The sequence below is a fragment of the Streptomyces sp. NPDC005303 genome (genome assembly GCF_040607335.1).
Taxonomy (GTDB): domain Bacteria; phylum Actinomycetota; class Actinomycetes; order Streptomycetales; family Streptomycetaceae; genus Streptomyces.
On sequence record NZ_JBEXGM010000045.1, the window covers coordinates 14,853 to 26,558 of the forward strand.

Consider the following 11,706-nt stretch of genomic DNA (forward strand, 5'->3'; position numbering starts at 1 on the left):
GCTCACTTCCCGGCCCGCTTCTCCTCGACGAGGGTGACGACGCACTCGATGACCTGCGCGAGGGTGAGCTCGGTGGTGTCCACCTCGACCGCGTCGTCCGCCTTGGCGAGCGGCGAGGTCTTCCGGCTGGAGTCGGCCGCGTCCCGCTTGACCAGGGCCTCGCGGGTGGCCTGGACGTCGGCGCTCTTCAGCTCTCCGCTGCGGCGGGCGGCCCGGGCCTCCGGCGAGGCGGTGAGAAAAACCTTGAGGTCGGCGTCGGGCAGCACGGTCGTACCGATGTCGCGGCCCTCGACGACGATCCCCTTCTCGGCGGAGGCCGCGATCGACCGCTGGAGCTCGGTGATCCGGGCCCGTACCTCGGGCACCGCGCTCACGGCGCTGACCTTGGAGGTGACCTCCTGGCTCCGGATCGGACCGGCCACATCGGTCCCCTCCACCGTGATCGTCGGGTTCTCCGGGTCGGTGCCGGAGACGATCTCCGCCTTCCCCGCCACGGCGGCGATCGCGGAGGGGTCGTCTATGTCGATCCCGTTGGTCACCATCCACCAGGTGATCGCCCGGTACTGGGCCCCGGTGTCCAGGTAGCTCAGCCCCAGTTGCGCGGCGACAGCCTTCGAGGTGCTCGACTTGCCCGTGCCGGAGGGGCCGTCGATGGCGACAATCACGGGCTGGGCGGCGCCGTTTTCCACGGGGGGACACCTTTCGGGTGCGGTCTGGCGGGTGGTGTGGGGGCGCGACTGTGCCCCGCACAAGGTTACTGGGTGCGCGTCACCCGTCCGGACGCCGTCGTCCCGACGCCGGTCCGGGCCGGGCCGGGGTCCCGACCGGGGCCCCTACTGCCGAATGGCCCAGCCCCGCTCCCGCAGCGACGCCGCCAGCACGGGCGCCGCCGACGGCTCCACCATCAGCTGCACCAGACCGGCCTGCTGCCCGGTCGCATGCTCGATCCGAACGTCCTCGATATTGACCCCGGCCCGCCCCGCGTCCGCGAAGATCCGGGCGAGCTGTCCGGGCTGGTCGTCGATGAGCACGGCCACGACCTCGTACACCCGGGGCGCGGACCCGTGCTTGCCGGGCACCCGCACCTGTCCGGCGTTCCCCCGCCGCAGCATGTCCTCGATCCCGGTCGCGCCCTCGCCCCGCTTGGACTCGTCGGCGGACTGGAGCGCCCGCAGCGCCCGCACGGTCTCCTCCAGGTCCCCGGCGACATCGGTGAGCAGATCGGCGACCGGCCCCGGGTTCGCGGAGAGGATGTCGATCCACATCCCGGGGTCGGAGGCGGCGATCCGGGTCACGTCCCGGATCCCCTGGCCACACAGCCGTACGGCGGCCTCCTCGGCATGCTCCAGGCGCGCGGCGACCATGCTGGACACCAGGTGGGGCATGTGTGAGACGAGCGCCACAGCACGGTCGTGGGCGTCGGCGTCCATGACCACCGGCACCGCGCGGCAGTGCGAGACCAGTTCCAGCGCGAGGTTCAGCACCTCGGTGTCCGTGTCCCGGGTCGGGGTCAGCACCCAGGGCCGCCCCTCGAAGAGGTCCCCGGAGGCGGCCAGCGGCCCGGACTTCTCCCGGCCGGACATGGGATGCGTACCGATGTACGAGGAGAGGTCGAGTCCGAGCCCTTCCAGTTCCCGTCGCGGCCCGCCCTTGACGCTGGCCACGTCGATGTAACCGCGAGCGACGCCGCGCCGCATGGCGTCGGCGAGCACCCCGGCCACGTGCGCGGGCGGCGCGGCGACGATCGCGAGGTCCACGGGCCCCTCGGGCGCCTCGTCCGTGCCCGCGCCGAGCGCGGCGGCCGTGCGGGCCTGCTCGGGGTCGTGGTCGGTGAGGTGGACGGTGACCCCGCGCCCGGCGAGCGCCAGCGCGGCGGACGTCCCGATCAGCCCGGTCCCGATGACGAGTGCGGTCCTCACTGGGCGATGTCCTTGCGCAGGGCGGCCGCGGCGCCGAGGTAGACGTGCGCGATGTCGGCGCGGGGCCGGTCGGACTCGATGTGCGCGAGGACGCGGACGACCCGGGGCATGGCGCCCTCGATGTCGAGTTCCTGCGCGCAGATCAGCGGTACGTCGACGATGCCGAGCTTGCGGGCCGCGGCCGCCGGGAAGTCGCTGTGCAGGTCGGGCGTGGCCGTGAACCAGACGCTGATCAGGTCGTCCGCGGTCAGTTCGTTCCGCTCCATGATGGCGGTGAGCAGAGCGCCGACCCGCTCGTCCATGTGGCCGGCCTCGTCCCGTTCGAGTTGGACGGCGCCCCGGACCGCTCGTACCGCCACGACATTGCTCCTTGCTGGTGTTCAACCCGGCTCTTGGTACAACCAGCCTAGTCAGCCCGTACGGGGCGGGTGCGCGGCGCCCGCCCCCTGAGATGGCTTCCCGGACCGTGTCAATGTCACCCGAACGTCGCAGTTCCGCTACTTGGGGTGAAAACACACCCGTGCGCCTCTGGACTCGGGACCCCGGGTCCGCTCTGATGGCAGGACACTCGCCTCGGGGGAGGCCCCTTTCATGAAGCGTTCCGGCCCGTTGCTGACATTGCTCGCGGGATTGCTGCTCGGCCTGTTCATGCTCTCGCTCAACGCCACCACGGGTGAGAAGTCCACGTCGTCGTACGAGAAGCCGTCGGCGTCCGTGAAGCCGTCACCCAGCACCAAGGCATCACCGAGCACCGCACCGGCATCGACGTCTGCGCCGCCCAGCCCGTCCCCGGCCCGGACCTCCGTGCCCAAGGGCGTCTACACGGGCCGTACCGACGACGACTCCTCCGCGGTCGCGATCACGGTGCGCGACGACAAGGCGATCGCGTACGTCTGCGACGGCCACAACATCGAGTCGTGGCTGCAGGGCGACGTGAAGGAGGACGGCAGCCTGCGGCTCACCGGAAAGGGCGGCGCGAGCCTGGACGGCAAGGCGAAGGGGACGAAGGAGATCCGCGGCACCGCCCACGTCGGCAGTGGGAGCTACGCCTTCACCATCGGCAGGACGAAGAAGTCGTCCGGGCTCTACCGGGCGAACAGCACGGTGGCCGGCGCGAAGATCGAGGGCGGCTGGATCGTCCTGCCGGACGGCGAGCAGGTCGGCATCCTCACGCGCGACGGCAAGCCCTCCCCGGCACCAGAGATCGACCCGGAGACCGGTGCGGTGACGGTCGACGGACAGCAGCTCACGGCCCGTCCGGTAACCCCCTGACCTCGCCCGAGGGAGCCGATCATGACCGTCGACCCTAACGCGGCCACCCAGAGCTGGCCCTCACCCGAACCCGAGCGCGGCCCCGGCCCGGCCCGCTATCTGATCCCGGCCCTGGTAGCCGCCGCGGTGGCGGTCGCCCTGGGCGCCTACGGCAAGGTCCACGACCCGACGGGGACGGCCTTCAACCTCGCCGGGTTCAGCAGCACGGGCGCGGTGAAGTCATGGCTCGCGACGGTCGCGTTCTTCTTCGCACTCGTGCAGCTCGTCTCGGCGCTGATGGTGTACGGCAAGCTGCCGGGGCCACGCTGGTCCGCCACCCTGCACCGCTGGTCCGGCCGCGCGGCCTTCCTGGTCGCGGTGCCGGTCGCGGTGCACTGTCTGTACGCGCTGGGCTTCCAGTCGTACGAATCACGCGTTCTGTGGCATTCCGTCCTGGGTTGCTTCTTCTTCGGGGTGTTCAGTGCCAAGATGCTGCTGCTCCGCTCGGAGCGACTTCCCGGGTGGCTGCTGCCGATCGTCGGCGGGCTCGTCTTCACCGCGCTCACCATCCTCTGGCTGACCTCCGCCCTCTGGTTCTTCCGCACCTTCGGAGTCACGACATGACACACAGCCCGGCGCGGCGCACGATCCTTCTCGCGACGGGCGCGGCCACGCTGGCCGTCGGCTGCGGCGAGTACGGCAACGACAACAGTGACTCCGGGTCCAGTTCGGTCAAGGCCGGCACCGAACTGGCGAAGACGAGCGACATCCCGGTCGGCGGCGGGAAGATCTTCAAGGACGAGAAGGTCGTCGTCACCCAGCCGAAGAAGGGCGAGTTCAAGGCCTTCTCCGACATCTGCACCCACCAGGGCTGTCAGGTGGCCAGCGTGTCCGGCGGCACCATCAACTGCCCCTGCCACGGAAGCAAGTTCAACATCACGGACGGCTCGGTGGCCCACCCGCCGGCCAACCAGCCGCTGCCCGAGAAGCAGATCAAGGTCAGCGGGGACTCGATCGAACTCGCCTAGCGCACCGACCCCCGCGTCAGAGAGCCGCGCCGACCCGCTCGCGGTCCACCGGCCGAGGCGTCAGGAGTCCCAGAGCGCCCCGAGCGTCACCAGCTCACTGCCGTACTCGATCCGGTCGGCCCACTCGACCGGCCACGCCTCCGCTCCCAGATGGGCGCCGGCGAAGGCGCCCGTCAGACAGGCGATCGAGTCGGAGTCGCCCGAGCTGCACGCGGCCCGCCGCAGGGCCGTCAGCGGCTCCTGCGGGAACTGGAGGAAGCACAACAGCCCGGTCGCCAGGGCCTCTTCGGCGATCCAGCCCGCCCCCGTGGCCAGGCACGGGTCCTCCTCCGGCGAGGCGCTGCGCACGGCCTCCTCGAGCCGGTCGAGGACCGCGAGGCACTCGTCCCAGCCGCGCGCCATGAACTGCCCGGCGGTCGGGTCCTGGCTCCTCGTCCACAGGTCGCCCAGCCAACGCTCGTGGTACTGGCCCCGGTTCACCAGCGCGTACGACCGCAGCAGCGCGACCAGTTCGCCCGGCTCGGTACCCAGCGTGAGCAGCCGTACGGCACGCGCGGTGAGGTCGGACGCGGCGAGCGCCGTCGGGTGCCCGTGGGTGAGCGCGGCCTGCAACTGTGCGGCACCCGCGCGCTGTTCGTCACTGAGGCCGGGGACGAGTCCGACGGGGGCGACGCGCATATTGGCGCCGCAGCCCTTGGAGCCGATCTGGCTCGCGTGCTGCCAGGGAAGGTCCGTGCGCTCCAGCAGGTCGCAGGCCCGCAGGCAGGTGTTGCCGGGGGCGCGGTTGTTCTCCGGGGAGCGGTTCCACGCGATGAACTCCCGCCGGACCGGCTCCGCCATCTCGGGCCCGAGCACTCCCCGGTCCATCGCCGCCCGCAGTCCTCTCCCCACCGCCAGCGTCATCTGCGTGTCGTCGCTGACGACGGCCGGCGTGCACAGCTCCATCTCCCGCCACGGCCCGCACTTGGCGAGGATCGACCGCACGTCGTTGAACTCGGTCGGGAAGCCGAGGGCGTCCCCGAGGGCGAGGCCGACGAGGGTGCCGGTGGCGGCGCGTTTGGTCAGGATCGTGGTCATGCGGGGCGTCCTTCCGGGGACGGTCGGAGGAGAGGGGGGTGCAGGGTGGTGGCCGGTCCGGCGCGGTAGAGCGCGGCCGGTTTGCCGCGTCCGCCGGTCAGACGCGCGGCGCCGGGGACGGCCTCGACGAAGCCGGGCGTGGCCAGCACCTTGCGGCGGAAATTGGGCCGGTCCAGGGCGGTGCCCCATACGGTCTCGTACACCTGCTGGAGCTCGCCGAGGGTGAACTCCGGCGGGCAGAAGGCGGTGGCGAGGCAGGTGTACTCCAGCTTGGCGCCGACGCGTTCATGGGCGTCGGCCAGGATGCGGTCGTGGTCGAAGGCGAGCGGTCCCGCCTTGTCGTACGGCACCCAGCGGGCTTCGGCCGCGTCGCTGCCGCCGTGCGGCTCTGGCGGGTCGGGCAGCAGCGCGGCGAACGCGACGGAGACGACCCGCATCCGGGGGTCGCGGTCGGGCGCGCTGTAGGTCCGCAGCTGCTCCAGATGCAGCCCGGAGAGGTCCGACAGCCCGGTCTCCTCGGCGAGTTCGCGCCGGGCCGCCGTCTCCGCGGACTCGTCCGGGTGCAGGAACCCGCCGGGCAGCGCCCAGTGTCCGGCGTACGGCTCCTGCCCCCGCTCCACGAGCAGCACGTGCAGGGCGCCCTCGGCGACGGTGAGGACGGCGAGGTCGACGGTGACGGCGAAGGGTTCGTGGGCGTACTTGTCGTAGTCGGGCGGAACGGACATGCTCGCTCACCCCCTTCATGGCCTGCTTTACGGTCAGCCTTTATGGTCAGCATGACTAATAGTCATTACGACTATAAAGAGGACGGGCGGGTTCGGCAAGCCCCTACGACCGCGTCGGACAAGCCCCTTGGGGACCGCGCCCCAGAAACCCCAGAAGCCGGACCTCGGGCCGCGCGCCGGAGGGCACGGAGACCGGTTCGGCGAACCGCACCCCCCTGTCCTCCTCCCTCACCACGCACTGGGCGACGGACAGGAGTTCGGCCGCGAGGCCCTCCGGAATGGGCCGCGGCCGACCGCAGGAGCGAGCCACGTCCCACCCGTGCACGGTGATCTCGACGGCGCCGACGGCGGCCATCACCCGCACGTCCAGCGGTCGTTCACCCACCAGCACGCCTTCGGGCGGCCCGGCGGCCCAGGCGCCGAGCACGGCACACGCGCGGGTGCGGAAGCCGCAGACCCGGTCGGCGTGCGGGAGCAGCCCGATCCGTCCGCCACTCAGCCCCTCGTACAGCGCGTCCAGCGAGTCGTCGAGATGCCCCAGCAGCTCGCCCAGATTCCACTCGGCACAGGGCGTGCCCCTGCCGGGGTCCACATGCTGCGCCCCCGCGACGCTGCCCAGCGTGTAGGCGAGCGAGCGCTCCAGCAACTCCCCCGCGCTCACGCCGGCACCCCCGTCAGGCCGCCACAGCAGCCCCTCAGCGGCCTCGCAGGCGAATCCTGGGCCCCGGGGAGCCCGACTGGCCTCGAAGGCCGCATATGACCCTCCAGCGCTGCCGGACACATCCCGCCTCGGTTTCCGTTCCTCGCGTCCATCCCCACTCCCTCCGTCACGGAGACAGACCGGGAGGAGGAGGAAAACGCATCGGCCGGCCCCGGAGGATTCCGGAACCGGCCGCACACACGCGTGGAGGGACTACAGGTCGACTTCGTTCATCAGCATGCCGACCTCGGTGTTGGACAGCCGCCGCAGCCAGCCCGACTTCTGGTCGCCCAGGGTGATGGGGCCGAAGGCGACGCGCACCAGTTTGTCGACCGGGAAGCCCGCCTCGGCGAGCATCCGGCGGACGATGTGCTTGCGCCCCTCGTGCAGGGTGACCTCGACGAGGTAGTTCTTGCCGGTCTGCTCGACGACCCGGAAGTGGTCCGCCTTCGCGTACCCGTCCTCCAGCTGGATCCCGTCCTTGAGCTGCTTGCCCAGGTCCCGCGGGATGGGGCCCACGATGTGCGCGAGGTAGACCTTCTTCACGCCGTACTTGGGGTGGGTCAGCCGGTGCGCCAGCTCGCCGTGGTTGGTGAGCAGGATGACGCCCTCGGTCTCGGTGTCCAGCCGTCCCACGTGGAAGAGCCGCGTCTCACGGTTGGTGACGTAGTCGCCGAGGCACTGCCGGCCCTCGTTGTCCTCCATCGTCGAGACCACACCGGCGGGCTTGTTCAGCGAGAAGAACTGGTACGACTGCGTCGCCACCGTGAGGCCGTCGACCTTGACCTCGTCCTTCTCCGGGTCGACCCGCTTGCCCTGCTCCAGCACGATCTCGCCGTTGACCTCGACCCGCGCCTGCTCGATGAGCTCCTCGCAGGACCGCCGCGAGCCGTAGCCCGCGCGCGCGAGGATCTTCTGGAGCCGCTCGCCCTCCTGCTCGGCGCCCGGGAAGGTCTTCGGCGGCTTCACGTCCTTCTTGCCGGCGTACCGCTCCCGGTTGCGCTCCTCGGCCCGGGCCTCGTACTCGCGGGAGGTCGCCGGCACCCAACGGCCCCGCCCGGTGCCCTGCCCCTGCTTGGGGCCGCCCTTGGCGCCGCCGCGCGCGGAGGCACCGCGCCCGGACTTCGGTCCGTCGTGGGTACCGCCGGGGCCCACGTCGTAGCGGCGCTCCTCGGGGCGGGGGTTCTTCGGCCGGCCGCCCTGCTTGTCGTCGCGGTCGTTCCCGGCACCGCGGTAGTTACCGCGACCGCCGGTACTCCCCCCGCGACCACCGCTGCTCCCGCCGCGGCCGCCGCTGTTGCCACCACGGCTCCCGCCGTTGTTTCCGCTGCTGTTCCTGCCGCTGCTGCTTCGCATCAAGTTTCCGTCTGGTTGTCGTCTGCGTCCTCGGGATCCGGGGCGTCCGGATCGAACGACGGTACGGCTTCCTGGGTCTCGGCCTCGATCGCCTCCGCCTCCGGGAGGAAGGGCGCGAGTTCCGGGAGCTCGTCCAGACCGCGCAGGCCCATCCGCTCCAGGAAGTAGTTCGTCGTCACGTACAGGATCGCACCTGTTTCGGGTTCCGTGCCCGCCTCTGCCACCAGACCCCGCTGGAGAAGGGTGCGCATCACACCGTCGCAGTTCACTCCGCGCACCGCGGAGACCCGGCTGCGGCTGACCGGCTGGCGGTAGGCCACCACCGCCAGAGTCTCCAGTGCGGCCTGGGTGAGCCGGGCCTGCTGCCCGTCCAGGACGAACCGCTCCACGGCCGGGGCGTACGCGGCCCGGGTGTAGAACCGCCACCCGTTCGCGACATGCCGCAGCTCGAAGCCGCGCCCCTGAGCGGCGTACTCGCCCGCCAGCTCCCTGAGCGCCCTGGTGATCTGCCGCTTGGGCCGCTCCAGGATCTTGGCCAGGTGCTCCTCGGTCGCGGGCTCGTCGACGACCATCAGGACGGCTTCTAGTGCCGGCTTCAGATCGAGGTCGGCGACGCTCGGCGACCCTGCCGGGGCCTCGATGGTGTCCTCGCTCACGCCTTGTCCTCCTTGGGCGGCTCGGGCGGTCGGTCGAACTCGTCGGTCACCGTCGGCTCGGCCTCTCCCTCACCGCCGGTCCACCGCACGATCAGCTCCCCGAGCGCGGTCTCCTGGTCCAGGGCCACGGCCTTCTCCCGGTACAGCTCCAGCAGTGCGAGAAACCGCGCTACGACGGTCAGGGTGCCGTCGGCATCCTCCACCAGCAGCCGGAAGCTGGCCTCGCCGAGCTCTCTGAGCCGTGCGACCACGATCCCCGCCTGCTCCTGGACGCTCACCAGGGGCGCGTGGATGTGGTCGACGTACACCTGCGGCTTGGGCTTGGGCTGCATCGCCTTCACGGCGAGCCTCGCGAACCCCTCGGGCCCGATGCTGATGACGACCTCGGGCAGCAGGTCGGCGTGGTGCGGTTCGAGTCCGACGGTACGGGGGTAGCGCCGGGCCTCCTCGTCGAGCCGCCGGTTGAAGATGTCGGCGATCTGCTTGTAGGCGCGGTACTGGAGCAGCCGCGCGAAGAGCAGATCCCGGGCTTCCAGGAGCGCCAGGTCGGCCTCGTCCTCCACCTGCGCGGCGGGCAGCAGCCGAGCCGCCTTGAGGTCGAGGAGGGTGGCGGCCACGACCAGGAACTCGGTCGTCTCGTCGAGGTCCCAGTCCGGTCCCATGGCCCGGATGTACACCATGAACTCGTCGGTGACCTTGGAGAGCGCGACCTCGGTGACGTCCAGCTTGTGCTTGGAGATCAGCTGGAGGAGCAGGTCGAAGGGGCCCTCGAAGTTGGCGAGCCGGACCTTGAAGACACCGTCGGAGGCCTCGTCCCGCTCGCCGGTCCCGGCCGGAGCCTCGGCCTCGGCGACCGGCTCGCGGTCCACCCCAGCCGACTCGCCATACGCCCGGACCGGCTCGCTGCCCACCTCAGCCGACTCGCTGCCCGCCCCGACCGGCTCGCTGTCCGCCCCGACCGGTGCGGCGACCGGATCGGCCCCGGGCCCCCGGCCGAGCACACGCCGACGGCCGGTGGAGCCGCCGGGTACGGGAACGTCGTTCGAGGTCATAGCCCCCGCAGGCTACCGCTACCGCCCACGCAGCCGGCGAACAAGGATGCTCGCGTCCCCGCGGGACTCCAGATCCGCCAGCACCACGGCGACCGCCTCGCGCACGATCCGCCCGCGGTCCACCGCCAGCCCGTGCTCACCCCGGAGCACCAGACGGGCGTGCTCCAGATCCATGAGTTCCTCGGCCGACACGTACACGGTGATCTTCTCGTCGTGCCGCTCGCGCCCACTGGGCCGCCGAGCCGGTGACCGGCCGCGCTTGCCGCGCGGCTGCGCACCGCCGACGGCCTGGGCAGAACCTTCCTGCGCCTCCTGACGTCGCGCGGTGCGCTCCGCGGCGGCCGCCCGGAGACGGGACTCGCCCGCCTCCGCCGACTCGGCGTCGACCGCCACGTGCTCGGCCCCGTCGCCGTCCCCGCCCTGTGCGGGCACGGACTGCGGCGCGTCCTCGGCCACCTCGGGCTCCCCCGCGGGGGCCGGTACCCTGGCCTCGCCGTTGGCCCCCCGCCGGGGAGTGGACGCCTGGAGCGCCATTCCCCCTGTCGTACGGAACAGTTCGTCGGCCCCCGGCAGACTCACTCGGCGTGACACCGGGCGAGCACCTCCCTGGCGAGCTGGCGATAGGCGGCGGCACCGACGGAGTTGGAGGCGTACGTGGTGATCGGCTCACCGGCGACCGTGGTCTCCGGGAAGCGGACCGTGCGCCCGATGACCGTGTGGTAGACGTGGTCGTCGAACGCCTCGACCACGCGGGCCAGCACCTCACGGCTGTGCACGGTGCGCGAGTCGTACATCGTGGCGAGGATCCCGTCGAGCTCCAGCTCCGGGTTGAGCCGTTCCTGGACCTTCTCGATGGTCTCCGTCAGCAGTGCGACACCACGCAGGGCGAAGAACTCGCACTCCAGAGGAACTATCACCTTGTGCGCGGCCGTCAGGGCGTTGACCGTGAGCAGGCCGAGCGAGGGCTGACAGTCGATCACGATGTAGTCGTAGTCGGCCATGAGCGGCTTCAGGGCCCGCTGCAATGTCGACTCGCGGGCGACCTCGGAGACCAGTTGGACCTCCGCCGCCGACAAGTCGATATTGCTCGGCAGCAGGTCCATGTTGGGGACCGCGGTCTTCAGCAGGACCTCGTCGGCCGCCATGCCCCGCTCCATGAGCAGGTTGTAGACCGTGAGGTCGAGCTCCATCGGGTTGACACCGAGACCCACCGACAGCGCGCCCTGCGGGTCGAAGTCCACGAGCAGCACGCGCCGGCCGTACTCCGCGAGCGCGGCACCCAGGTTGATGGTCGACGTGGTCTTGCCCACGCCGCCCTTCTGGTTGCACATCGCGATGATCTTCGCGGGGCCGTGGTCGGTCAGCGGGCCCGGGATCGGGAAGTACGGCAGCGGACGTCCGGTCGGACCCACCCGCTCACGGCGCTGGCGGGCAGCGTCGGGCGCGAGCGTGGCCGCGTACTCCGGATCGGGCTCGTACTCGGCGTCGGGGTCGTAGAAGTGCCCCTCGGGCAGTTCGTCGTAGTCGGCGAAGTGGTTGTGGGGCGCGCCACTTCCGTCGCCGGCCATGGCGTTCACGTGATGGCCATCCATGCTCTGGTGTGCTGTCCGCACGGTGCGCGGACTCTGGTGGGCTGCGAAGGTGCGCACCGCGACGGAGCCGACAGCCTCGAACCCTGCGGGGCTCTGGGCCCCGGCAGGCATTCCTGGTTGACCACCCCCGGGAGAAAATGTCGACTCATTCACAAGTCGTCTTACCTCCTTGGTGACCAGGAAACTTCTAGACAAGGTCAGCGTGGCACCATGCCGACGGTTGGCGACTCTATGGCGTGTCGGGTGTTCACAGCAACACAATCCGCCGGACCCGGCAGGATGTGTCGGCAATGAAACATCCCGCTGTCAAGGGCGTACGGCAGTCGCACGGCAGGTTTCGCCGGTGTACG

The 11,706-nt window shown here is 71.1% G+C and carries 14 protein-coding genes; 3 read left to right on the forward strand and 11 right to left on the reverse strand.

The genetic code is table 11. From position 1 onward, the window contains the following. Nucleotides 1-2 precede the first annotated feature (2 nt). From cmk to aroH, 3 genes are all read right to left on the reverse strand, one after another. Nucleotides 3-689, reverse strand: coding sequence for a (d)CMP kinase (cmk, locus tag ABZT93_RS36800; RefSeq protein WP_356112870.1), 687 nt, complete (start codon nt 687-689; stop codon nt 3-5). 144 nt (nt 690-833) lie between these two features. Further along, nucleotides 834-1,919 (reverse strand): prephenate dehydrogenase, encoded by a 1,086-nt coding sequence (locus tag ABZT93_RS36805; protein ID WP_356112871.1) that lies wholly within the window; start codon nt 1,917-1,919, stop codon nt 834-836. Then, nucleotides 1,916-2,278 (reverse strand): chorismate mutase, encoded by a 363-nt coding sequence (gene aroH, locus ABZT93_RS36810; RefSeq protein ID WP_356112873.1) that lies wholly within the window; start codon nt 2,276-2,278, stop codon nt 1,916-1,918. Before aroH ends, ABZT93_RS36805 begins: the two co-directional genes overlap by 4 nt. A gap of 232 nt (nt 2,279-2,510) precedes the next feature. On the opposite strand from aroH, the gene ABZT93_RS36815 reads away from it, so the two are divergent. From ABZT93_RS36815 to ABZT93_RS36825, 3 genes are read left to right on the forward strand one after another with little or no spacing between them, the layout of a single operon-like run. After that, nucleotides 2,511-3,191 carry a hypothetical protein gene (locus ABZT93_RS36815; RefSeq protein ID WP_356112875.1) on the forward strand — a complete coding sequence of 227 codons (681 nt, stop codon included), beginning with the start codon at nt 2,511-2,513 and terminating at the stop codon, nt 3,189-3,191. A gap of 21 nt (nt 3,192-3,212) precedes the next feature. Beyond that, a complete protein-coding gene (locus tag ABZT93_RS36820; RefSeq protein WP_356112877.1) occupies nt 3,213-3,794 on the forward strand; it encodes a DUF6529 family protein in 582 nt (193 codons plus the stop codon). Further along, nucleotides 3,791-4,198, forward strand: a complete 408-nt coding sequence (locus tag ABZT93_RS36825) for a Rieske (2Fe-2S) protein (RefSeq protein WP_356112878.1) — start codon at nt 3,791-3,793, stop codon at nt 4,196-4,198. Before ABZT93_RS36820 ends, ABZT93_RS36825 begins: the two co-directional genes overlap by 4 nt. Nucleotides 4,199-4,258: 60 nt before the next feature. On the opposite strand, the gene ABZT93_RS36830 is transcribed toward ABZT93_RS36825, so the two are convergent. From ABZT93_RS36830 to ABZT93_RS36865, 8 genes are all read right to left on the reverse strand, one after another. Then, nucleotides 4,259-5,275 (reverse strand): ADP-ribosylglycohydrolase family protein, encoded by a 1,017-nt coding sequence (locus ABZT93_RS36830; protein ID WP_356112880.1) that lies wholly within the window; start codon nt 5,273-5,275, stop codon nt 4,259-4,261. Next, nucleotides 5,272-6,000 carry an NUDIX domain-containing protein gene (locus ABZT93_RS36835; protein WP_356112882.1) on the reverse strand — a complete coding sequence of 243 codons (729 nt, stop codon included), beginning with the start codon at nt 5,998-6,000 and terminating at the stop codon, nt 5,272-5,274. Before ABZT93_RS36835 ends, ABZT93_RS36830 begins: the two co-directional genes overlap by 4 nt. A gap of 103 nt (nt 6,001-6,103) precedes the next feature. Continuing rightward, nucleotides 6,104-6,661, reverse strand: a complete 558-nt coding sequence (locus ABZT93_RS36840; protein WP_356112883.1) for a maleylpyruvate isomerase family mycothiol-dependent enzyme — start codon at nt 6,659-6,661, stop codon at nt 6,104-6,106. Between the two features lie 252 nt (nt 6,662-6,913). Continuing rightward, nucleotides 6,914-8,056, reverse strand: coding sequence for a pseudouridine synthase (locus ABZT93_RS36845; protein ID WP_356112884.1), 1,143 nt, complete (start codon nt 8,054-8,056; stop codon nt 6,914-6,916). Then, nucleotides 8,056-8,712: an SMC-Scp complex subunit ScpB gene (gene scpB / locus ABZT93_RS36850; protein ID WP_356112886.1), complete on the reverse strand. Its 657-nt coding sequence runs from the start codon at nt 8,710-8,712 to the stop codon at nt 8,056-8,058. The genes ABZT93_RS36845 and scpB overlap by 1 nt, the downstream gene beginning before the upstream one ends. Then, nucleotides 8,709-9,764, reverse strand: a complete 1,056-nt coding sequence (locus ABZT93_RS36855; protein ID WP_356112887.1) for a segregation/condensation protein A — start codon at nt 9,762-9,764, stop codon at nt 8,709-8,711. Before ABZT93_RS36855 ends, scpB begins: the two co-directional genes overlap by 4 nt. An 18-nt stretch (nt 9,765-9,782) precedes the next feature. Further along, complete coding sequence (locus ABZT93_RS36860; RefSeq protein ID WP_356112889.1) at nt 9,783-10,355, reverse strand: hypothetical protein; 573 nt, start codon at nt 10,353-10,355, stop codon at nt 9,783-9,785. Continuing rightward, a complete protein-coding gene (locus ABZT93_RS36865) occupies nt 10,340-11,467 on the reverse strand; it encodes a ParA family protein (RefSeq protein ID WP_356112891.1) in 1,128 nt (375 codons plus the stop codon). Before ABZT93_RS36865 ends, ABZT93_RS36860 begins: the two co-directional genes overlap by 16 nt. Between the last annotated feature and the right edge of the window lie 239 nt (nt 11,468-11,706).

Excerpts from the sequence above, each read along its gene's own strand:
- ABZT93_RS36815 (WP_356112875.1), top strand. The coding sequence starts at position 2,511 with ATGAAGCGTTCCGGCCCGTTGCTGACATTGCTCGCGGGATTGCTGCTC.
- ABZT93_RS36820 (WP_356112877.1), top strand. The coding sequence starts at position 3,213 with ATGACCGTCGACCCTAACGCGGCCACCCAGAGCTGGCCCTCACCCGAA.
- ABZT93_RS36825 (WP_356112878.1), top strand. The coding sequence starts at position 3,791 with ATGACACACAGCCCGGCGCGGCGCACGATCCTTCTCGCGACGGGCGCG.
- ABZT93_RS36830 (WP_356112880.1), bottom strand. The coding sequence starts at position 5,275 with ATGACCACGATCCTGACCAAACGCGCCGCCACCGGCACCCTCGTCGGC.
- ABZT93_RS36835 (WP_356112882.1), bottom strand. The coding sequence starts at position 6,000 with ATGTCCGTTCCGCCCGACTACGACAAGTACGCCCACGAACCCTTCGCC.
- ABZT93_RS36845 (WP_356112884.1), bottom strand. The coding sequence starts at position 8,056 with ATGCGAAGCAGCAGCGGCAGGAACAGCAGCGGAAACAACGGCGGGAGC.
- ABZT93_RS36855 (WP_356112887.1), bottom strand. The coding sequence starts at position 9,764 with ATGACCTCGAACGACGTTCCCGTACCCGGCGGCTCCACCGGCCGTCGG.
- ABZT93_RS36865 (WP_356112891.1), bottom strand. The coding sequence starts at position 11,467 with ATGCCTGCCGGGGCCCAGAGCCCCGCAGGGTTCGAGGCTGTCGGCTCC.